The sequence below is a fragment of the Photobacterium sp. NCIMB 13483 genome (assembly GCF_003025475.1).
GTDB classification, from domain to species: domain Bacteria; phylum Pseudomonadota; class Gammaproteobacteria; order Enterobacterales; family Vibrionaceae; genus Photobacterium; species Photobacterium piscicola.
The window spans coordinates 52688-74490 of the sequence record NZ_PYLV01000023.1 but is presented as its reverse complement, the minus strand read 5'-3'; the positions used below and the strand labels follow the sequence as shown (position 1 = coordinate 74490).

General features: G+C 41.0%; 18 protein-coding genes and 1 other annotated feature. Of the genes, 5 read left to right on the top strand and 13 right to left on the bottom strand.

What is annotated here, in order from left to right; all coding sequences use genetic code 11:
- Positions 1 to 163 precede the first annotated feature (163 nt).
- The 5 genes from lysS to xerD all read right to left on the bottom strand — a co-directional run bounded on the left by lysS (position 164) and on the right by xerD (position 6603).
- Positions 164 to 1672, bottom strand: a complete 1509-nt coding sequence (gene lysS / locus C9I86_RS15970) for a lysine--tRNA ligase (RefSeq protein ID WP_080158480.1) — start codon at positions 1670 to 1672, stop codon at positions 164 to 166.
- Between the two features lie 32 nt (positions 1673 to 1704).
- Positions 1705 to 2803 (bottom strand): peptide chain release factor 2 gene (prfB, locus tag C9I86_RS15965; RefSeq protein ID WP_107276911.1). Its coding sequence is split into 2 segments (ribosomal slippage): positions 1705 to 2727 and positions 2729 to 2803, totalling 1098 coding nucleotides; the frame shifts between segments, so codons are not numbered across the junction.
- A 168-nt stretch (positions 2804 to 2971) separates the two neighbouring features.
- Complete coding sequence (recJ, locus tag C9I86_RS15960) at positions 2972 to 4696, bottom strand: single-stranded-DNA-specific exonuclease RecJ (protein WP_107276910.1); 1725 nt, start codon at positions 4694 to 4696, stop codon at positions 2972 to 2974.
- Positions 4697 to 4818: 122 nt separating this feature from the next.
- Positions 4819 to 5547, bottom strand: coding sequence for a bifunctional protein-disulfide isomerase/oxidoreductase DsbC (dsbC, locus tag C9I86_RS15955; RefSeq protein ID WP_107276909.1), 729 nt, complete (start codon positions 5545 to 5547; stop codon positions 4819 to 4821).
- A 159-nt stretch (positions 5548 to 5706) separates the two neighbouring features.
- Entirely contained in the window at positions 5707 to 6603 is an 897-nt protein-coding gene (gene xerD, locus C9I86_RS15950; protein ID WP_080158483.1) for a site-specific tyrosine recombinase XerD, read from the bottom strand.
- Between the two features lie 212 nt (positions 6604 to 6815).
- On the opposite strand from xerD, the gene fldB reads away from it, so the two are divergent.
- Positions 6816 to 7337, top strand: a complete 522-nt coding sequence (fldB, locus tag C9I86_RS15945; RefSeq protein ID WP_080158484.1) for a flavodoxin FldB — start codon at positions 6816 to 6818, stop codon at positions 7335 to 7337.
- Positions 7338 to 7418: 81 nt separating this feature from the next.
- On the opposite strand, the gene brnQ is transcribed toward fldB, so the two are convergent.
- Entirely contained in the window at positions 7419 to 8738 is a 1320-nt protein-coding gene (brnQ, locus tag C9I86_RS15940) for a branched-chain amino acid transport system II carrier protein (RefSeq protein ID WP_080158485.1), read from the bottom strand.
- A gap of 398 nt (positions 8739 to 9136) precedes the next feature.
- On the opposite strand from brnQ, the gene C9I86_RS15935 reads away from it, so the two are divergent.
- Together C9I86_RS15935 and srmB are read left to right on the top strand one after the other, a co-directional pair.
- A complete protein-coding gene (locus tag C9I86_RS15935; protein WP_107276908.1) occupies positions 9137 to 9847 on the top strand; it encodes a tRNA1(Val) (adenine(37)-N6)-methyltransferase in 711 nt (236 codons plus the stop codon).
- 195 nt (positions 9848 to 10042) lie between these two features.
- Complete coding sequence (gene srmB / locus C9I86_RS15930; protein WP_080158487.1) at positions 10043 to 11293, top strand: ATP-dependent RNA helicase SrmB; 1251 nt, start codon at positions 10043 to 10045, stop codon at positions 11291 to 11293.
- 87 nt (positions 11294 to 11380) lie between these two features.
- Here the strand turns inward: srmB and yaaA are convergent, their stop codons facing one another.
- Both yaaA and C9I86_RS15920 read right to left on the bottom strand, forming a co-directional pair.
- Positions 11381 to 12154 carry a peroxide stress protein YaaA gene (gene yaaA, locus C9I86_RS15925; RefSeq protein ID WP_107276907.1) on the bottom strand — a complete coding sequence of 258 codons (774 nt, stop codon included), beginning with the start codon at positions 12152 to 12154 and terminating at the stop codon, positions 11381 to 11383.
- A 106-nt stretch (positions 12155 to 12260) separates the two neighbouring features.
- Positions 12261 to 13712 carry a sodium:alanine symporter family protein gene (locus C9I86_RS15920; RefSeq protein WP_080158489.1) on the bottom strand — a complete coding sequence of 484 codons (1452 nt, stop codon included), beginning with the start codon at positions 13710 to 13712 and terminating at the stop codon, positions 12261 to 12263.
- A gap of 497 nt (positions 13713 to 14209) precedes the next feature.
- On the opposite strand from C9I86_RS15920, the gene C9I86_RS15915 reads away from it, so the two are divergent.
- A complete protein-coding gene (locus tag C9I86_RS15915) occupies positions 14210 to 14392 on the top strand; it encodes a DUF3545 family protein (protein ID WP_080158490.1) in 183 nt (60 codons plus the stop codon).
- Positions 14393 to 14462: 70 nt separating this feature from the next.
- Here the strand turns inward: C9I86_RS15915 and ung are convergent, their stop codons facing one another.
- Together ung and nfo are read right to left on the bottom strand one after the other, a co-directional pair.
- A complete protein-coding gene (ung, locus tag C9I86_RS15910; protein WP_107276906.1) occupies positions 14463 to 15125 on the bottom strand; it encodes a uracil-DNA glycosylase in 663 nt (220 codons plus the stop codon).
- A gap of 12 nt (positions 15126 to 15137) precedes the next feature.
- Positions 15138 to 15977, bottom strand: coding sequence for a deoxyribonuclease IV (nfo, locus tag C9I86_RS15905; protein ID WP_107276905.1), 840 nt, complete (start codon positions 15975 to 15977; stop codon positions 15138 to 15140).
- A 362-nt stretch (positions 15978 to 16339) separates the two neighbouring features.
- Between nfo and grcA the strand changes: the two genes are divergently transcribed.
- Positions 16340 to 16717 carry an autonomous glycyl radical cofactor GrcA gene (gene grcA, locus C9I86_RS15900; protein ID WP_036796032.1) on the top strand — a complete coding sequence of 126 codons (378 nt, stop codon included), beginning with the start codon at positions 16340 to 16342 and terminating at the stop codon, positions 16715 to 16717.
- Positions 16718 to 16815: 98 nt separating this feature from the next.
- On the opposite strand, the gene thrC is transcribed toward grcA, so the two are convergent.
- From thrC to thrA, 3 genes are read right to left on the bottom strand one after another with little or no spacing between them, the layout of a single operon-like run.
- The gene (gene thrC, locus C9I86_RS15895) at positions 16816 to 18108 is read right to left on the bottom strand and encodes a threonine synthase (RefSeq protein WP_107276904.1); all 1293 of its coding nucleotides are present in this window, start codon (positions 18106 to 18108) and stop codon (positions 16816 to 16818) included.
- Between the two features lie 2 nt (positions 18109 to 18110).
- A complete protein-coding gene (thrB, locus tag C9I86_RS15890; RefSeq protein WP_080158494.1) occupies positions 18111 to 19067 on the bottom strand; it encodes a homoserine kinase in 957 nt (318 codons plus the stop codon).
- 1 nt (position 19068) lies between these two features.
- The gene (gene thrA, locus C9I86_RS15885; RefSeq protein WP_107276903.1) at positions 19069 to 21528 is read right to left on the bottom strand and encodes a bifunctional aspartate kinase/homoserine dehydrogenase I; all 2460 of its coding nucleotides are present in this window, start codon (positions 21526 to 21528) and stop codon (positions 19069 to 19071) included.
- Positions 21529 to 21603: 75 nt separating this feature from the next.
- Positions 21604 to 21721, bottom strand: a sequence feature (Thr leader region).
- Between the last annotated feature and the right edge of the window lie 82 nt (positions 21722 to 21803).

Below are 21803 nucleotides of genomic sequence, written 5' to 3'. Positions count from 1 at the left end.
GCATGTATCTGTTCAAGTGCTTGTCTTAAAAACATAAAAAAATCCAAGTGCATTAAATACACTTGGATTTTTACACATCTACAGGATCGTTCAACTGATCATTTTGGGCTTAACTGATCAGCATTACCGCATTAGGCGATGGTTTTTTTATATTACGACACGATTAATTATTTAGTTGTGGGCGCATTGCCGGAAACAAAATAACGTCACGAATTGTATGTGTGTTAGTAAATAGCATTACTAAACGGTCAATACCGATACCTTGACCTGCTGTTGGCGGTAAACCATGCTCTAGCGCAGTAATGTAGTCTGCATCATAGTACATAGCTTCATCATCACCCGCATCTTTAGCATTAACTTGTGCTTTAAAGCGTTGGTCTTGGTCTTGAGCATCGTTAAGCTCAGAGAAACCATTCGCTACTTCACGACCACCGATGAAGAATTCAAAACGATCAGTAATGAATGGGTTTTCATCGTTACGACGAGCAAGTGGTGAGATATCTGCTGGGTATTCAGTAATGAATGTTGGTTGCATTAGTTGAGGTTCAGCGGTTTCGCCAAAGATCTCTTCTAATAACTGACCACACGTCCAGAAGCTTTCAACATCAACATGCACAGACTTAGCAATCTTAACCATTAGCTCACGATCAGCAACGCCTTCGTAAGTTAATGCTTGGATTTCTGCATGATCTGGGTTGTATTGCTTGATTGCATCTAGCATGCTGATACGCGCGTAAGGGCCAGCAAATTCAACTTCAAACTCACCATAAGGCATTTTTGAAGAACCTAGAACGTCAATCGCAACGCTGCTTAGCATTTCTTCAGTAAGATCCATTAGATCATGGTAATCAGCGTACGCCATGTAGAATTCCATCATAGTGAATTCAGGGTTATGACGTGGAGATAGACCTTCATTACGGAAGTTACGGTTAATTTCAAATACACGCTCAAAACCACCAACCACTAGACGCTTAAGGTAAAGCTCAGGCGCAACACGTAGGTACATGTCGATGTCTAATGCATTATGGTGAGTCACAAATGGACGTGCTGTTGCACCACCAGGGATCACGTGCATCATTGGCGTTTCAACTTCCATGAAGTTTTTTGTTACCATGAAATTACGGATCGCTGAAACCACTTTTGAACGAATGATAAATGCACGACGAGAATCGTCATTTACAATCAGATCAACATAACGTTGACGGTAACGCATTTCTTGGTCAGTTAAACCATGGAATTTCTCTGGTAATGGACGCAGTGCTTTTGTTAGCAACTCGTAGCTATCCATTTCGATGTAAAGATCACCTTTACCAGATTTATGTAGCGCCCCTTTAACACCGATGATGTCACCGATATCTAGACCAGAATATTTTTCTTTTAGCTCTTTCTGAACATCTTTAGATGCATAAGCCTGAATACGGCCAGATACATCTTGAATTGCAAGGAAAGGACCACGCTTAGCCATTACACGGCCAGCGATTGCAAACACATGACCGGCTTGTTCAAGCTCTTCCTTAGTCATCTCACCGTATTTTGCTTCTAGATCTGCCGCTAAGCTATCACGACGGAAATCATTTGGGTGGCCATTTGCTTTACAACCTTTGCGGATCATGTCTAATTTAGCACGACGTTCAGCAATCAGTTTATTCTCATCTTGTACTTGGTCAGTCATGGGGTATCCCTTAAAATTTTACTGAAATTCGGTTAAAGACCTGATTTCAAGCTAGCTTCAATAAAACGGTCTAAATCACCGTCCAATACTGCTTGGGTGTTTCGATTTTCCACCCCAGTACGTAAATCTTTTATGCGGGAGTCATCCAATACATAAGAACGGATTTGACTGCCCCAGCCAATGTCTGATTTGGTATCTTCACTGGCTTGCTTTTCAGCATTTTGCTTCTGCATTTCATATTCAAACAATTTCGCTTTTAATTGCTTCATTGCTTGATCTTTGTTCTTATGCTGAGAGCGATCGTTCTGACACTGTACAACAAGGTTTGTTGGTAAGTGTGTAATACGTACCGCAGATTCAGTGGTGTTTACGTGCTGACCACCCGCACCTGATGCGCGGTATACGTCAATACGTAAATCAGAAGGATTGATATCAATAACGATATTGTCATCAATTTCTGGATACACAAATGCTGATGCGAACGAAGTATGACGACGGCCGCCTGAGTCAAACGGTGATTTACGCACTAAACGGTGAACACCTGTTTCGGTACGTAACCAACCATAAGCATACTCACCGCTAATACGTACTGTGACAGATTTCAGACCGGCAACATCGCCATCAGAAATTTCAATGATCTCGCTCTTAAAGCCTTTGGCATCAGCCCAACGCAAATACATGCGGAGCATCATTGATGTCCAATCTTGTGCTTCAGTACCACCAGAACCTGCTTGAAGGTCAAGATAGCAATCAGAACTATCATGATCACCAGCAAACATTCGACGAAATTCTAACTTAGCTAACTTAGCTTCAAGCTCAGCTAACTCAGGTTCAATCTCATCAAAGGTTTCTTGATCGTCTTCTTCAACCGCTAACTCAAGTAGACCCGCAACGTCTTCAACGCCTTGGTCTAATAAGTCAATCGTTTCAACTACCGCTTCCAGTGCTGCACGTTCTTTACCTAACGCTTGAGCGCGTTCAGGTTCACTCCATACATCTGGTTGCTCTAACTCTGCATTGACCTCTTCTAGACGCTCTTTTTTAGCATCATAGTCAAAGGTACCCCCTAAGGATGTCAGTACGTGCTGACACATCCTCAAGTCGGTTTTTAATAGGATTAATTTCGAACATCGCCACGCTTCATTACCGAAATGGACATAACCGCAAGATTCTATCGAATTGTAGATAGAATATACAGGGGGAGTGAAAGGTTATCAGAAAATTAATCGAAATATGGTGACAATCTAGGCTGTCGACGCCAAGATCCTCACCACTTTCGGCTAAGTTCTCATGCTGGCATTATTTTGCAGCTAAATGTTCAACCATCAATTGCACGCTACGATTGCCGCGAAACTCATTAACATCGAGGCGATACACCAATTCAATTTGCTGTACTGAAGCATCTGGCCACCGTTTAAGATCAACATTAAATGCTATCGCATCGATCACACTTCCCCCCGCTAACGGCTCAACCATTATTTTTAGATGTTTTCCTGCCACCAGCTTTTGGTGTAATAATCGAAACGAACCATCAAACGTCGGTTCAGGAAATTGTTGTCCCCATGGCCCACCTGCGCGTAATATTTCAGCAGTCTCAAGCGTTAGTTCATGGGGTTGTAGTTCACCATCACTGAGTAATACACCTTGCAATGCATCTTCATCTAACACTTTACGTACTGCGGCATCAAAAGCGAGACTGAAGGCGTCCAATTGAGACTCAGGGATGGTCAATCCAGCCGCCATCGCGTGACCACCAAATTTTAAAATCATACCAGGATGTTGTGTATCAACCACATCTAACACATCGCGCATATGTAATCCGACAATAGAGCGACAAGATCCTTTAATTTCACCGTTGCCTGCATCAGCAAAAGCAATCACTGGGCGATGATATTTATCTTTGATCCGCGAGGCTAAAATACCGATCACCCCTTGATGCCAATCACGTTGAAACAGCACTAAACCATAAGGCATATCTTGCTGATTAAACTGTAACCGTTCACAAATCGCGAGACCTTCTTCTTTCATCCCTTGTTCTATTTCTTTACGAGTTTGATTAAGCGCATCAAGCTCTGACGCCATACGTCGTGCTGCTTGAATATTGTCACACAGCAGTAACTCCACTCCGAATGACATATCGTCTAATCGTCCTGCAGCATTAATTCGCGGCCCAAGTGCAAAGCCAAGATCACTCGCCACTAATCGAGCAGGATCACGATTAGCCACTTCGATTAATGCTTGAATACCAGGGCGGCATTTACCAGCACGAATACGTTGTAAACCTTGATGGACGAGAATGCGGTTATTACCATCTAAAGCCACCACATCAGCAACCGTACCCAGTGCCACTAAATCAAGCAGTTCAGCTAAATTAGGCACGGCCAGCGCTTGTTGTTCAAACCAACCGTTATTACGCAGTTCTGCTCGTAAAGCCAGCATCAAATAAAACGCGACCCCAACCCCACATAATGCTTTTGAGGGAAAACCGCATTGATCAAGGTTAGGATTCACCATCGCATCAGCAGCAGGTAAACAGTCCCCCGGTAGGTGATGATCAGTAACCAGCACTTGTACCCCTTGTGCCTTTGCTGCTGCCACACCAGCAATCGAAGAGACGCCATTATCCACCGTCATGATAAGTTCTGCACCACGATCAATCGCTTGCTGCGCCACTTCAGGACTAAGACCATAACCATCATCAAAACGATTTGGCACTAGGTAATCAACATTGCGACACCCCAACATTTTCAACGCCAACACTGATAATGCAGAACTGGTGGCACCATCGGCATCAAAGTCACCCACAATTATAATGCGAGTATTATTGGTAAGTGCGGTAACTAATAATGTTACTGCATCAGCCATACCATAAAGCTGATTATAATTAAGTAATCCTTTCGCGCCGCGTTCAAGTTCTGCATCATTTGTAATGCCACGGCTCGCATAAATGCGTTGTAAAATAGCGGGGATCTCATTCGAGAAGCCTTGAGGATCGACAACAGGACGACGTTTGATTTCTATCATAATAACGGCTTCTTTAGTGGAATGATTATCTTTTCATCTTAACCAAATCACCGCCAACAAAAAAGCCTGATATCACTATCAGGCTTTTATCCACGATGACCAATGTTAATTAATGGTCGTAATTAGCTTTTCGCTTTGCTATCCAATAATTGCAGTAATGCTGCTGGCGGTTGGTAACCTGGAATCATAGTGCCATCTTCAAGCACGATTGCAGGGGTACCATTCACGCCCATCGCAACACCTAATTGGTATTGTTCCATCACTAAATCAGGACGAGGGGTGATTTTTGATTCATCAAAAGTACCGTTCTTTGCATCATGCATAGCTTTAACACGATCTTTCGCTCCCCAAATAGCACTCATTTGATTGAAGTTACTTGAACGCTCACCACCGCGAGGGAAAGCAAGGTAACGTACCGTAATGCCAGCATCGTTATAACCTTGCATTTCATTATGCAATTTACGGCAATAACCACAGCTAGTATCAGTAAACACGGTTACCACATATTTTTCATTTTTAGCTGGATAAACAATCATGTCTTTATCCATTCCCGCTAATTTAGCTTTGTTTAACTGTGCCATTTTTTGCTCAGTTAAATTCACAGGTTCAGCCCCCGTGTTTTGGTATAAATGACCCGCTAGAAAATATTGTCCGTCATCAGAGGTATAAACAACACCACGTTCAGTCACAACTTCATTTACACCCGCCATTGGCGAAGCCGTAATTGAGCTTGGCGTTAAACCAATGGTTGATAGTTGCTTGGTGATAGCCGTTACGTCAGGCTTTGCTACCGCAGAAAAAGCAGTGAGTGCAATAGTAGTGGCTAGCACGGTGCGACGAATAAAATGCATCTTGTTATCCCTTTTCAAATGATGACAATCTCGATATAAAACAGACCGAGATTTCGACTAAATAGTTTCAATTGCGCTATTATTTTTATCCGCGCAGCATAAATGAAGTATCCCTAAATACAAATATTATCGCTAATTTTAGCTAACAACATCTCATAATTATGCACGAGGATGGTGACTTTGGTGTAATTGTTTCAATCTTTCAGTGGCAACATGAGTATAAATTTGGGTTGTAGAGAGATCACTATGGCCAAGCAACATTTGTACCACACGCAAATCAGCGCCGTAATTAAGTAAATGGGTAGCAAAAGCATGGCGCATGACATGGGGTGATAATGTATCAGCATCAATCCCGGCTAATACCGCATAATATTTAATTCGATGCCAGAATGTTTGGCGGGTCATTTGACGTGCGCGTCGACTTGGAAACAATACATCTGAGCTTTTCTCGCCTAATAATACGGGGCGCCCACTTTCAATAAACTGTTCAATCCAATCAACAGCATTCTCCCCCATCGGCACTAAGCGTTCTTTATCACCTTTACCGGTCACTCTCACCACACCTTGGCGCAAGCTGACTTTATCCATGGTTAATGTAACTAATTCGGTCACACGTAATCCGGTGGCATATAACAATTCCAGCATCGCTTTATCGCGTAATTCAAGTGGATCATTAACATCGGGGGCTTCTAATAACGCATCTACTTGTGCTTCACTGAGATCTTTTGGCAACCGTTTAGGTAACTTAGGCGTTACTAACATTGCACTCGGATCATCAATCCGTACTTTCTCACGGTATAAATATTGAAATAAACGTCGAATCGCCGACACCATACGTGCGCGTGATGTTTGCTTATAGTTTTGATCAAACAGCCATAATTGATAACGTTGTAAATCATCAACTGAGGCGTGAGAAACAGTAATCGCTTGTTGCTGCATCCATTGTTGTAATTTTTTTAAATCATTACGATAAGAGGCAAGAGTATTGTCGGATAACCCTCGTTCCATCCACATCGCATCAAGAAAGCGTTCAATAATAACATCGTCGGTTACCATTTTTACCTCATCATAAGCTGTGTCATAAGACGGTTTAAATACATGGATAAAAACACAGTACTCAGCGCATGATAGGATATTTGTACTAAAAAGTAACCTCGTTATCTATTAATTCAACGGAATATTATACCGTTCAAGACCACGCTAACCTTGAGCTCAACGATCAATAGCGAGTACACTTTGGTTAAAAATAAAAACAGAGGATACACAGCATGAAAATTGGTTTGTTTTATGGCTCAACGACCTGTTATACCGAAATGGCGGCAGAAAAAATTCGTGAATGCCTAGGGGCTGATCTGGTTGAATTACACAATATTAAACACACGCCATTAACGGAAATGAACCAGTATGACATGCTAATTTTAGGCATTTCAACTTGGGATTTTGGTGAAATCCAAGAAGACTGGGAAGCGGTATGGCAACAATTAGATGGCTTACAATTACAACAAAAAACCGTGGCCTTATTTGGGCTCGGTGATCAAGAAGGCTATACCGAGTGGTTTTTAGATGCAATGGGTATGTTGCATGACCAACTCAGCTCAACTGGAGTACAATTTATCGGTTATTGGCCTAATGATGATAGCTATCAATTTCAGGCATCAAAAGCATTAACAGCCGATGAATCATTGTTTGTGGGTCTCGCTTTAGATGAAGATAGCCAATACGAATTAAGTGATGATCGTATTCATCAATGGTGTGAGCAAATCATGCTCGAATACGCTCAACTTATCTAAACTTGGATCATATTCATAAAAAAAGGGATGCTCATGCATCCCTTTTTTATATTTCAACAGCTACATTGTTATTGCACTGTTTTATATAACAACGGTGTGCTTATTTTCATCTTTAGATTGTTTACCACCGATGAAACGCGTTATCACTAAAGCAATAACCGTTGGTAATACCCATGCCATACCATAATTAAACATTGGCAATGAACTAAACAACGACATATCAAACTTCAGGTATTTAGCCACATCAATCATACTGAAAATCAGTGATACCAATAACACCACTCGGTATGCTAAGCGTGGATTAGGCAACCACTTGCGAATCAAGGTCAATGCCACTAATGCGATAGCAACAGGGTACAATGCAAACAACACTGGTATCGACAGAGAAATCAGCATATTTAAGCCAACATTTGCGACTACCGCACAGATTATGGCTAACAACACAGCCCACTTTTTATAAGACATTGGCGTTAGGGTACTAAAGTAATCAGCACACGCACTGATTAAACCAATTGCCGTTGTTAAACATGCAAGTAATACAATCGTTGATAAAATAATTTGTCCGGTTGAACCAAACAGCGCCATCACATAAGTCGTTAAAATTGCACCACCATTACCAACGCCAGCAGCAATGCCCGCACTGGTTGCGCCAAGATAAAATAATGACACATAAACAAAGGCTAAACCGGCAGCTGCAATCAAGCCTGCATAAATAAGGTAAGTACAAGTTGTCTTATCATCCGTCACGCCTTTGCTACGAATAACATCAACAATCAGCATACCGAACATCAGTGCAGCAAAGGTATCCATGGTGTTATAACCCTCAAGGAAACCAGTAGTAAACGGTTGAGAGATATATTCACCTTGTGCTGCAATGATGGTTCCTTGTGGATTAATAAAGACCGCAATCGCCAACACCGTTAACACCACAAATAAAGCGGGAGTTAAAAATTTGCCAATCATGTCGATTAATTTACCGCGAGACCAAGCAAAGAACAGTGCTACCGAAAAGAAGATAATAGAAAAGAGGGTTAAACTGGTTTGGCTTGCATCAGTAAGAAAAGGTTTTACTGCCATTTCATAAGCAACAAGACCGGTACGAGGAGCGGCAAACGCAGGGCCAATAATGATAAAAATCAATACCGCCATTAACGTTGCGACCTTTGATGGTAAATCACGAGTCAGTCCCGTCCAACCACCACCCGCTATTGCTACCGCGATAATTCCAATTAACGGTAAGCCTACGGCTGTTACTAAGAACCCTGACATTGCTGATAACATATTCTCACCCGCAAGCTGTCCGGCTAACGGTGGAAAAATAATGTTACCTGCACCAAGGAAGAACGCAAAGGTCATAAAGCCTAGCGCAATGATATCTGTTATTTTGAGTGTTTTTTTCAAACTGCACCTTCCACTCTCTAATGGGTTATATATTGTGTCTGCATTTTTTATAATAAGTAGCACGAGTTATATGTTGCTATTAATTACGTGCCTTGCAGCATAATGACCAAAAAGGTTAACCTTAGCAATAGAGTAGCGAAAAACACCATATAATTCAGCTTGATCGCCAAAAAACCAGAACTAAACACTGGTTTTTAAAATCAAAACAAAACAAAAAACCAGTACAGAGTAAAACAACCATACTTATAAAAAACACATAACACTTAAATATCGATATAAAAACAGAATTTTAACAAAATCAACGTCATTAATTATAGTTTGATTATATAACCTTCGCTTTATATGCTTTTGTGTGTTTTATCAACATGGTAACTATCCAAAAACCAAGGGAATAAACAATGAGTCGCAGCTTTAACTTCAAACAATTCACCATCAATGATCATGGTTGCGGCATGCCTATTAGTACTGATGGCGTTTTATTAGGTGCATGGGCAGGTTTACCGCAGCAAGGGCATATTGTTGATATCGGTACAGGTAGTGGCTTATTAGCACTAATGGCGGCACAGCGCACCCAAGCAACAACAATCACTGCCATTGAATTAGATTCCAACGCGGCAATGGCAGCAACGGCAAATTTTTCCGCGTCGCCATGGTCATCACGCTTACAATGTATTGAAAATAACATTACCCATTGGTGTCAGCATATTGCCCCAGCATCTATTGATAGTATTATTTGTAACCCACCCTATTTTAATGCAGGTCAACAAGCACACCAGCAACATCGCGCCACAGCACGTCATACCGACAGCTTTAGTCATCAACAATTACTAGAAACCCTTCGCTATTTATTAACAACAGATGGTAGTGCTAGCATTATTCTACCCGCCTATGAAGGTCAACAACTGATCAACCAAGCATCCGCTTATGGGCTATACTGCCAGCGTCGTTGCGATGTTCGCACAACCATGCATAAACCAATAATGCGCACATTAATCGAATTAACTAAAAATTGCGTCATTACTGAGCAACAACAACTTTGCATTCATACTAATAACACCTATTCCACTGATTTTATTAAACTTACTAAAGATTTTTACTTAAAAATGTAATCGGTTAACGTATAAAATATAATCAAGCAATAATGAATATTGATCATTAACTGAAGTTTTTATGTTTTAATCGGTGTTACTTACGCCAAGAGTGGCTATAATGCCGCCCCTTAATATAAATACCCATGTTCTGGTTACACGGCATAAGCACAGTGACGAGAGCATATTTAGCATTTGTCTTGGGAGAGATAACTGGTGAAAGACTTTTCCGAATTAGAGTTAGATAGCGAGCTATTACGAGCGATTGACGAGATCGGCTATAGCCGCCCAACCGTAGTTCAAGCGCAGGCTATCCCTCATGCCCTTGACGGTAAAGATGTCATGGCTTCTGCACCAACAGGGACCGGAAAAACAGCTGCGTTTCTGCTTCCAATGATTCAGCACTTGCAGGATTTTCCACGCAAAAAGCCGGGGCCTGCACGTGTATTAATCTTAACGCCAACGCGTGAGTTAGCGATTCAAGTTGCTGAACATGCAAAAGCACTGTCTAAGTACACTAACTTAAAAGTATTCACTATTACCGGTGGTATTTCTTACGATGAGCATGCTGAGCTACTTGGTAAAACGCAAGATATCGTCGTAGCAACACCTGGCCGTTTAATGGAATACATTGAGTCTGAGAAATTTGATTGCCGCGCAATTGAATGTCTGATTCTTGATGAAGCTGACCGTATGTTAGACATGGGCTTTGGCAAAATTGTTGAGCGCATCAACCATGAATGTCGCTGGCGTCGTCAGAGTTTATTATTCTCAGCAACCTTAGAAGGTAAAGGCGTACGTGAGTTCTCAGAAACTATTCTAAATGAACCACTTGAAGTTAACGCTGATCCATCTCGTCGCGAACGTAAAAAGATTCAACAGATGTATCTTCGTTGCGATAGTATGGAGCACAAACTTGCTCTGTTAGAAAACATCATTAAAGATCAAGCTGAACGTACCATCATCTTTGTAAAAACACGTGAGCGCTTAGGTATCCTTCGTAGTCAATTAGACGCAATGGGCATTCCTTGTAACTGGATTCAAGGTGAAATGGCACAAGCTGCACGTACTAACATGATCACTCGTTTTCGTGATGGTGTAGTGAACGTACTCATTGCTACCGACGTTGCTGCGCGCGGTATTGATTTACCCGATGTAAGCCATGTTATTAACTTTGACCTACCACGTACTGCTGAAGTCTACGTACACCGTATTGGTCGTACTGCTCGTGCAGGCAAAAAAGGTACTGCTATTGCATTGGTTGAAGCACATGACCAAGGCATGATCGAACGTATTAGCCGTTACATGAAAGAAGAAGTGCAAGAGCGCTTTATTCATGGTCTACGTCCACAAACGAAGAAACCTAATACCGCCAAGAAAAAGAAAAAAGTTGATAAGAAAGTAAAAGAAGCGAAAGCGAAAAAGAAAATCAAACAAGCAGCTAAAAAAAGCCAAGCTAAGTCATAATTTTCTCTTTTACAAAACAGACAAATAAAAAGGCCAACGCTAATGCGTTGGCCTTTTTTTAGCATAAAATAATTACCGCTACATTAATTATTGCTGTTCACGCTTAAACACTAATTCAGTGGATGTTGATTCCGCTGCAACAAAATAATAGCCTGCACTATCAAACTGTTGTAACTGAGCAATAGACGTTAATTGATTATCTAAAATATAGCGAGCCATCATTCCACGGGCTCTTTTGGCATAGAAACTAATGACTTTATAAGTGCCATTTTTACAGTCTTTAAAAATAGGGGTAATTAATTGAGCATTGAGTTTTTTAGGCTTAACCGCTTTAAAGTATTCATTAGATGCTAGATTAACCACAATATTATCGCCTTGTTCAGCGACAGCGACATTAAGCTTATCGGTAATAATATCGCCCCAGAATTGATACAAATTACTGCCACGTTGGTTCGCTAGACGGGTGCCCATTTCTAAACGGTATGGCTGCATTAAATCAAGTGGTCGCAACACGCCATAAAGCCCAGATAACATTCGTAAATGCTGCTGTGTATAGGCAAACTGTGCTTCAGTCATAGTTTCTGCGGCTAAGCCCGTGTAGACATCACCTTTAAATGCCAAAATCGCTTGGCGAGCATTATCCACGGTAAACGTTGGCTGCCACTCAGCAAAACGAGCTGCATTTAGTCCGGCAATTTTATCACTGACTTTCATCAAGCTAGCAATATCCATCGGTGTCAGCTCTCGGCAAACATCAATCAATTCAGCTGAATCAACGGTTAATTCAGGTAACGTATAAGTTGTTGTTGCTAATGGCGAGGTGTAATCTAACGTTTTTGCGGGTGATACCACGATTAACATAAGGCTTTTTCCTTTAAAGTCTGACGTATTTAGACTACCACCATCAATAGTAAAAACCACGTATAACTGCCGTGGTTATTACTATTTCATTAATAGGTATACAACATTAATGTCGCGTTGATTTTACGACAACGGGTGCCGATTCATCCCAAATTCCCGCTTCAAGTTGAGCATGTAATTCGGGGTAATCTTGACGATTAAATGTGGGTATTTTTCCTAGCGACAACTGCTTGTTATAATCTTGAGCTAACTTAATCACCGTCCCCGACAGTAACACTATCGCGGCTAAGTTAATCATTGCCATCATACCCATAGAGATATCAGCCATCGCCCAAACGGTAGGTAAGTCAGCCATTGCTCCAAACATCACCATACATAACACTACCACTCGAAAGACATTTAAGCCCACCTTGTGATTATGCTCTAGAAATATCAAATTCGTTTCAGCATAGGAATAATTGGCAACCAGTGATGTAAAAGAAAAGAAGAATATAGCCACCGCAATAAAAATCCCACCCCAATCCCCCACTTGGGAACTGATGGCTTTTTGGGTTAATTCAATGCCTGTAATACTGCTATGTGGCTCATATTCACCTGACATTAAAATAATCGCCACCGTGGCAGAGCAGATAACAATGGTGTCCATAAACACCCCTAACATCTGTACATAACCTTGTGATGCAGGGTGCGGAGGATAAGGTGTTGCTGATGCAGCAGCGTTTGGGGCTGAGCCCATACCGGCTTCATTTGAAAATAATCCACGTTTTAAGCCATTAATCATTCCTTGTGCGATGGTGTAGCCTAACGCACCAGAGGCTGCTTCTTCAAAACCAAACGCGCTGCGAAAAATCAACATCAAAATATGCGGTAACTGTTCGATATTGCTCAGCATAATAAATAATGCCAATACGAGGTAACACAATGCCATCGTCGGTACTAAAATTTCAGCTGTACGTGCAATTGTACGCAAACCACCAAAAATAATAATGCCGGTTAATACCACAAGGCCAAGGCCAACATATTGTGGTTGCCACCCAAAAGCGACATGCGTGGCTTGACTGATTGAATTGGCTTGTACCGCATTAAAAACTAAGCCAAAGGCAATGATCAAACAGATAGAAAAGATAACCCCCATCCACCGCATACCTAAACCACGTTCCATATAATAGGCAGGGCCACCACGATAATTACCATCATCATCACGGGTTTTGTACAATTGCGCTAATGCACTTTCTGCAAAAGCAGTCGCCATACCTAACATCGCAATTAGCCACATCCAAAAAATGGCACCGGGGCCACCTAAGGTCAAGGCAACAGCAACCCCAGCCATATTGCCAGAGCCAACTCTTGCCGCCAAACTGGTACACAAAGCTTGGAAAGATGAAATACCCGACGAGTCTGACTTTCGACTATTTTTCATTACAGAAAACATATGTTTAAAGTGACGAAATTGAATAAAATTGAGGCGATAAGTAAAATAAATGCCAATACCAATCAGCAAATATATCAACACCGATCCCCATAGCAAATCGTTGATAAAGTTAATTTGACTAGTCACATTTCACGCCTTAAAAATCGATAATTAATGATACAACGTCCTTTTCACTACCGTTATTAACCAAATAAAAAACAGCGCCAACATGGCAATAATACGTTACAGGTATTCTTTTTAACCCTGCCAACTTTAAAGCATAAAATCAGAGATAAGGTGCAAAACCATTATTAAAATAATAATTATTTAATTATCAGCATTTTTACAGTGAGTTATAAAACTTACAACTAAAAACATTTACTGATTATTACCCTCTAAAAATGGATTTGATTTAGATAATTAGTCGGTTTAACTACAGACTAATAATTAAAACTATAAAAATCCTATTTAACACCAATAATGGTCTCTTTTTTAATCACTCACTCAACAATTGTGATACTTGGCGCACAAAAGTTTCATATTTTAATAACAAATGAGAAACAGTTCAATTTTATTATTAGCCATTCTATGGTAATAAATACTCAAATCGCTTACACCAAGCGAAAAGTAGGGATAGGTGCTTTATGGATAGCTTTGCATTTGATGACATGATGACAATCGATACTGTTTCTCGTCGCTCTCGTGCTAAACCAGAAAAACGAAAGTGGCGTGAAATTGAAGCATTGAAAGACCGTCAAAGACTACGCAGAGAACTACAAGACATGGATATGTGTGGTAGTTTCAATAGTGATGATTTTGATTTCTAAAAATATTATTAAAACGGCCAGCATAAACGCTGGCCTTTTTATTCCTAAAAGCGATACCTTGTGCCGCGACTTATAATTGCCAATTAATCGGTGATTTGCTCATCCTCGACAATAAATTATTAGCCTCTGAAAAATGCTTACAGCCGAAAAAACCACGATAAGCAGATAATGGTGAAGGATGTGCTGACGTTAAAACGTGATGTCGTTCAAGATCAATTTTCTTACCTTTTTTCTGAGCATGTGCGCCCCACAATAAAAAAATCACCCCTTCGGTATTATCATTAATGTATTCAATAGCGCGATCAGTAAACGTTTCCCAACCAATTTTAGCGTGAGAGTGCGCATTACCTTGTTCAACGGTTAAGACGGTATTAAGTAACAGTACCCCCTGCTCAGCCCATGGTTGTAAATAACCATGATCAGGAATAGTAAATCCATTGATATCCGTCGCTAATTCCTTGTACATATTAACCAATGATGGTGGCGTTTTTACTCCAGGTAATACCGAAAAACTCAACCCATGTGCTTGTTCAGGACCATGATAAGGATCTTGACCTAAAATCACGACTTTCGTTGCCATTAATGGCGTACTGAAAAAAGCATTAAACACATCATCTTGAGGAGGAAAAACAGTCTTACCCTCAGCACGAGCCGTAGCAACTGCTTGTTCGATATCATTAAAATACGGTAATTGTTGTTGCTGCTCGATAAATGTTTGCCAGCTTGCCGTCATAGGTTAACTCTCTTATTCAAAACTGCGTAAAGTCGTAATTTCATGGTGCCAGATATCAGGATTAATGGTTTCTAATATCAAAGGTATATTATTAAAGCGGTTATCTTGCATTAAGAATCGAAAGCAATCCCATCCAATCATCCCTTCACCTAGGCTATGATGACGATCCAAATGACTCCCTAAATCTCCTTTAGAATCATTTAAATGCATTGCTCGCAAATATTGCATCCCAACCACTTGATCAAATTCAGCAAACGTCGCTGCTGTCGCTTCCATCGTTCGTAAATCATATCCAGCCGCAAAGGTATGGCAAGTATCAATACAAACTCCTACACGAGATTTATCCTCCACTTGAGCAATAATCTCAGCCAAATGTTCAAAACGCCAACCTAAGTTCGAGCCTTGTCCTGCCGTATTCTCGATCACCGCAACTACATCATCAACTTGCTGATGAGCTAAATTAATCGATTCAGCAATGAGGGCTAAACAGGCTGATTCTGATATTTTTTTAAGATGACTGCCTGGGTGAAAATTCAATAAATGTAATCCTAATTGCTGACAACGTTGCATCTCATCAATGAAAGCTAACCGTGATTTTTGTAACTTCTCAGTATCCGGTGAACCTAAATTAATCAAGTAAGAATCGTGCGGTAAAATAGCAGTCGCATCAAAATTTAACTGCTGACATTTTGTCTTAAACGCCAGAATAGCATCAGCCTCTAACGGCTTAGACAACCATTGACGTTGATTCTTAGTAAACAATGCGAAAGCATTTGCACCAATAACCGCAGCATTTGAAGGGGCATTGTACACACCACCAGCTGCCGACACATGAGCCCCAATCAGTTTCATAATAACTCCTACAAATAACCGCCAAACAACATATTAACAACACTAATAGCGGTCGTGATATTTAACATAAAAACCCACAAGATATGACAGCCTATTCACCATAAGCATATAGTAACATCATAAAATGTCGTTATTTTACAACAAAATAACATTCAACTTATTTTTTAAATTTGATATTTTTAGTTGATTCGCCAGTAAAATGCAGTTAGATTGACCTAGCTCAATAAAACAGCCTTATTATATTTAAGGTTTTTCGTTGTAATTTGATCTACATCAATACACAAATGTGCGTTGAAGGTTATATAATAGGTAGCTCAATACAAAAACGAATAAATTAACAACAATTTTCTTGGAGAAAAGTTATGATTACTGGTATTCAAATTACTAAAGCAGCAAACGATGATCTACTAAACTCAATCTGGATCCTAGATAGCGAGTCTAATGAAGCGCGTTGTGTTTGTGCACCTGGTAGCTACGATGCTGACCAAATTATCGCACAAGCAGATCTTGGTGACATTGAGTACCGTGAACTAGCTATCGAAGCGCCAGCTAAAATCGAAGGTGGTCAACACCTAAACGTTAACGTTCTTAAGCGTGAAACACTACTAGATGCTGCTGCACACCCAGAAAAATACCCACAGCTAACTATCCGTGTATCAGGTTACGCTGTACGTTTCAACTCACTAACAACTGAACAACAGCAAGACGTTATCGCTCGTACTTTCACTAGCAGCCTATAATTTATAGCCTAGTGTGAGTGTCTTGATTTGAGCAAGATGCTGTAATAAAAAAAGGAGCCACTGGCTCCTTTTTTGTATCATGATGTTTTGATATCACATTATAAAACGGGTTGAACCGAGTATAAAATTGTCTTAATTGTAGCAAAATCATTAGCGGTTTCTAATGATAATAACGGCAATGCATTATGTTTTGCGAGCGGTGCAGGTAATGGTAAATCAGTACTAAGAATGTTATCAACCACATCTTTAAATTTAGCTGGATGCGCAGTACACAAGAATATGCCTGTTTCACCCTCGGCTAATTGTTGATCTAAAACATGATAAGCAATTGCACCGTGTGGCTCACATAAATAGCCATCGGCATACATTTGTTTTAATGTCACCGCGGTTTGTTGGTCATCAACGACGCCATACCCAAGCTCATTTAATCCCCAGCCTTTGAGCTGACATAACTCTTCAATACGTGGCCAGTTATTTGGCTGACTGACATCCATCGCATTTGAAATCGTGGCAACGGTTGTTTTTGGCATCCACTCCCCTGTGTGTAAATAACGCGGAACCGTATCATTTACATTCGTGGCAGCAATAAAGCGTTTAACCGGTAAACCTAATGATTTCGCTAATAGACCTGCGGTTAAATTACCAAAATTACCACTCGGTACGGAAATAACGAGGTGTTCACGCTCTGCTTTTGATAATTGTGATACAGCCTCAAAGTAATAACAAATTTGCGCCATTAGGCGACTGATATTAATCGAGTTTGCTGAGTTTAGACCAATATCAGCCCGTAACTCTGCGTCATCAAAAGCTTGTTTAACTAATGCCTGACAATCATCAAAGGTGCCATTAACCGCAACAGTAGTAATGTTTTCACCTAAGGTACAAAACAATTTTTCTTGTAGTGGGCTAATTTTGCCTTTGGGGTACAAAATCACCACTTGAATATTATCCATACCATAAAAAGCATGAGCAACCGCGGCACCTGTATCTCCTGATGTTGCCGTTAAAATGGTAATGTTACCGTCACTATCAGTTACCGCAGCTAAAGATTGCGCCATAAAACGGCCACCAAAGTCTTTAAATGCTAATGTCGGACCATGAAACAGCTCTAATGCATACACGCCGTCTTTTACTTTATTGATAGGTGCTGGAAACTGAAAAGCACTATCAACCATTTGAGTCACAATCTCACGACTCAGCTCATCGCCAATAAATGCTGATAAAATCTTACTACTACGACTCACAAAGTCCATTGCGAGCAAAGCATCAATATCACCCAGTTGTGGTAATTGTGCTGGAAAAAATAAGCCTTGTTGACGACCTAAACCTTGGCGCACTGCCTGACCAAATGACACTTGTTGTTGGTGATCTTTAAGATTATACAACTTCATGGTTATAACTCACTCCCTGTAACTTTTGCACCTTGTTTATCCAGCTGACAAACATGCACAAATCCTTGATCATTTTGAACATAATTATCGGCTAGCCAATTAGCTAACCGCTGTGCAACCTCAAGCTTGGTACAGATACTAAACATCGTTGGTCCAGAACCTGAAATACCACTCGCAATCGCCCCCGCTTCTAACGCATATTGTCGAGCTTGATGAAAACGTGGTAATAATTTTTCACGATAAGGCTCAGCCACAACATCATGGATCATTTTAGCGGCTAACAAAGGTTGTCGTGAGTGGCAAGCATGAATAAACCCGCCCAAATAACGTCCATGAGCAATCACATCCTGACGTCGATATTGAGCGGGTAAAATGGCACGCGCTTCAGCTGTTGGCACTTTAATACCAGGATATGCCATAACCCAATACCAATCATCAAAACAAGGCACCGCTTGACTAATAATCCCCATTTCTTGGACCATAAATTGCAATCCACCTAAGAAGCAAGGCGCAACATTATCGTAATGGGTACTCCCTGAAACCTCCCCTTCCATTTCCCCCATTAACGTCAATAATTCATTACTGGTTAATGGTTGCTGATGGAATTGGTTTAGCGCCTCAAGCGCGGCCACAATAGAACACGCACTTGAACCTAAACCAGAACCAATTGGCATATTCTTTTCTAATGTGACAGCCACTGGCAATAATGGAATACCTTTATGATCCAATTCACGTGCAAACACTTGCCAACAACGATACACAATATTGTCTTGTGCTTGCGGCGGTAACTTATCCACAAAAGCGCCGACACATTGCAGGCTAAATGCCGATGTTCCTGCCGCGACTTCAACTCGATCTCCTAATAAAGAACCATCAATAGGAGAAACCGCAGCACCTAACACATCAAAACCGACACTGACATTGCCAATCGAGGCTGGCGCATAAACAACGACACTCATGTTATATACCTCGCTTCCAACCTAAGGTACGCATTAGATCGGCAAAGACACCTGCCGCAGTCACTTCCGTACCGGCACCATAACCACGTAAGACGAGAGGAATCGGTTGGTAGTAACGGCTATAAAACGCCAATGCATTTTCACCGTCTTTGATTTTAAACATCGGATCATCAGGGTTTACGGCAACAATCTTAACGTTACACTTACCATGATCAATCTCACCCACATAACGTAATACTTTGTCTTCTTTTGCTGCGGTCGCAGCCAGCTCAGAGAAATAGACATCGGCTTGAGGCAAACGAGCCATAAAGTCATCAACAGAACCCGAAGCATCAAAACCTGGCGGTAATGCTTGTTCTACCACCACATCTTCAAGTTCTAATTCTAACCCAGCTTCACGAGCCAAAATCAGTAACTTACGCGCAACATCCATACCAGAGAGATCATCACGAGCATCAGGCTCAGTAAAGCCATTATTACGTGCAACTGTGGTCGCTTCACTGAAACTCATGCCATCATCTAACTTACCGAAGATGTAAGATAAAGAGCCAGATAAGATACCCGAGAAACGTACTAATTCATCACCTGCAGCCAGCAAGTTTTGTAAATTTTCAATCACAGGTAAGCCAGCACCAACAGTGGTGTCATACATGAATTTACGATGACCAACTCGCGCAGCTTGGCGCAATTGTTGGTAATACGCCATGCTAGCAGTATTGGCTTTCTTATTAGGGGTAATAACGTGGAAACCTGCCGCAAGATAATCGGTATATTGCTCGGCAATAGTTTGATCTGACGTACAATCAACAATCACGGGGTTGATAATATGGTTATGACGGACTAACTCAACCATACGTTGTAATTGCAATGGTTCATTAACCGCCCCCATCAGATCACGCCAGCTATCTAGCATAAAGCCATTACTGTTAAGCAGTAACCCTTTACTGTTCGCCATGCCACAGACACGGATCACAATCCCTTTTTGCGCTAATTTTTGTTGCTGACGGTGAATTTGATCAATTAATTCACCACCAACGCCACCAACACCAACAACAAACACATCTAACGTATGTTGGCTATTAAATAAATTCTCATGACACGCTTTAACCGCTTCTGATACTTTATTTTGAGGAATAACCGCAGAGATAGCACGTTCAGATGACCCTTGTGCAATCGCTACAATGTTGACATCGACTTCCGCTAACGCCGTAAAGAAACGCGATGCAACACCATGTGAGGTTCGCATACCGTCACCAACCAACGTCACAATTGATAAATCATCACTAAACTCAACTGGCTCTAATAAACCTTCTTTTAATTCAAGCTCAAAGCTAGCAATTAATGCTTTTCTAGCTACCGTCTTATCCTGAGTTTCAATACAAAAACTAATGCTGTATTCAGATGAAGATTGCGTGATCAACACCACCGAGACGCCGGCGGTTGACATCGCACCAAAGACACGCGCAGCCATACCAACCATGCCTTTCATTCCCGGACCGGAAACGTTAACCATGGTCAAATCTTTTAAGGTTGTAATACCTTTAATATCAAGCTTATCTTCACCCGTATCTTGACCAATAAGCGTGCCAGCCCCTTGTGGATTAAAACTGTTTTTAATTAAACATGGGATTTGAAATTGCGCAATCGGAGCAATGGTTTTGGGATGCAATACTGATGCCCCAAAATAAGATAACTCCATCGCTTCTTGATAACTTAATGATTTAAGTAGGCGAGCATCTGGTACTAAACGTGGATCACAACTATAAACCCCATCAACATCTGTCCAAATTTCACAACAATCCGCGCGCAAACAAGCAGCTAAAACGGCGGCTGAATAATCAGAACCATTACGGCCTAAAGTGACTAATTCACCTTGAGCGTTACCGGCAGTAAAACCTGGCATGATACAAACGTGGTCTGCGGGTAATGGATTATTTTGGAAGTGCTGTGTTGATACCTCGATATCAACATGAGCTTCAAGATAGTCACCTTCGGCATGGAGATACTGCACGGGATCAATCAAACTTGCCGCCTGACCTTTGGCTTCCAATAGCAACTTCATGGTTACAATTGATAGCCGCTCACCTTTACTGATCACTTTGGCATACACATTATCTGGGCATAATCCTAATAACCGAATACCGTGAACATACTGTTGTAGTTGTTCAATCGTGGTGGCTAATTTGCTCTCTAATGTCTGATGATCTAACTTTGGTTCACGTGCTTTTAAACCATGAAAAAGATCATTAAATACCGTTTCTAATGTTGCTATTTGCTGAGCTGCAGCACCGGTTGTTACCGCACTCTCAATCACCGCAACTAAATTGTTGGTAACCTTACCTGGCGCTGATAACACCACCGCAACTTCGCCTTGCTTGGCATTGCTGGCAATAATATCTGCCGCTCTTAAAAATCGTTCTGCATCTGCTAGTGACGATCCGCCAAATTTAAATACTCGCATTCCCTACTCCCGAGTGACTATCCTGAACTATTTATCTCTCGATAAATATTACTCAACACTGATGAATTTAAATTTAAAAAAAAAGCCCGCAGCTCTTAATGAGTTGCGGGCTTATTGTAATTTTGCGCATATCAGCCCGCATCAACACCAGTAGTGTTAATGGTAATAATCATGGTGGTGGTGATAACGATACGGGGTACATTTGTCATAATTGTCATTTCTATTTACACGCTGTTACCTTACGATTACATGAAATGTAATATAGAGTCAATAAA

Bases quoted from the DNA above. Each gene is read 5' to 3' on its own strand.
- nfo (WP_107276905.1), bottom strand. From the start codon at position 15,977: ATGAAACTGATTGGGGCTCATGTGTCGGCAGCTGGTGGTGTGTACAAT.
- yaaA (WP_107276907.1), bottom strand. From the start codon at position 12,154: ATGTTAATCGTGGTATCACCCGCAAAAACGTTAGATTACACCTCGCCA.
- xerD (WP_080158483.1), bottom strand. From the start codon at position 6,603: ATGGTAACCGACGATGTTATTATTGAACGCTTTCTTGATGCGATGTGG.
- grcA (WP_036796032.1), top strand. From the start codon at position 16,340: ATGATTACTGGTATTCAAATTACTAAAGCAGCAAACGATGATCTACTA.
- recJ (WP_107276910.1), bottom strand. From the start codon at position 4,696: ATGATAGAAATCAAACGTCGTCCTGTTGTCGATCCTCAAGGCTTCTCG.
- thrB (WP_080158494.1), bottom strand. From the start codon at position 19,067: ATGAGTGTCGTTGTTTATGCGCCAGCCTCGATTGGCAATGTCAGTGTC.
- thrA (WP_107276903.1), bottom strand. From the start codon at position 21,528: ATGCGAGTATTTAAATTTGGCGGATCGTCACTAGCAGATGCAGAACGA.
- lysS (WP_080158480.1), bottom strand. From the start codon at position 1,672: ATGACTGACCAAGTACAAGATGAGAATAAACTGATTGCTGAACGTCGT.
- thrC (WP_107276904.1), bottom strand. From the start codon at position 18,108: ATGAAGTTGTATAATCTTAAAGATCACCAACAACAAGTGTCATTTGGT.
- C9I86_RS15935 (WP_107276908.1), top strand. From the start codon at position 9,137: ATGAGTCGCAGCTTTAACTTCAAACAATTCACCATCAATGATCATGGT.
- fldB (WP_080158484.1), top strand. From the start codon at position 6,816: ATGAAAATTGGTTTGTTTTATGGCTCAACGACCTGTTATACCGAAATG.
- ung (WP_107276906.1), bottom strand. From the start codon at position 15,125: ATGACGGCAAGCTGGCAAACATTTATCGAGCAGCAACAACAATTACCG.
- C9I86_RS15915 (WP_080158490.1), top strand. From the start codon at position 14,210: ATGGATAGCTTTGCATTTGATGACATGATGACAATCGATACTGTTTCT.
- dsbC (WP_107276909.1), bottom strand. From the start codon at position 5,547: ATGCATTTTATTCGTCGCACCGTGCTAGCCACTACTATTGCACTCACT.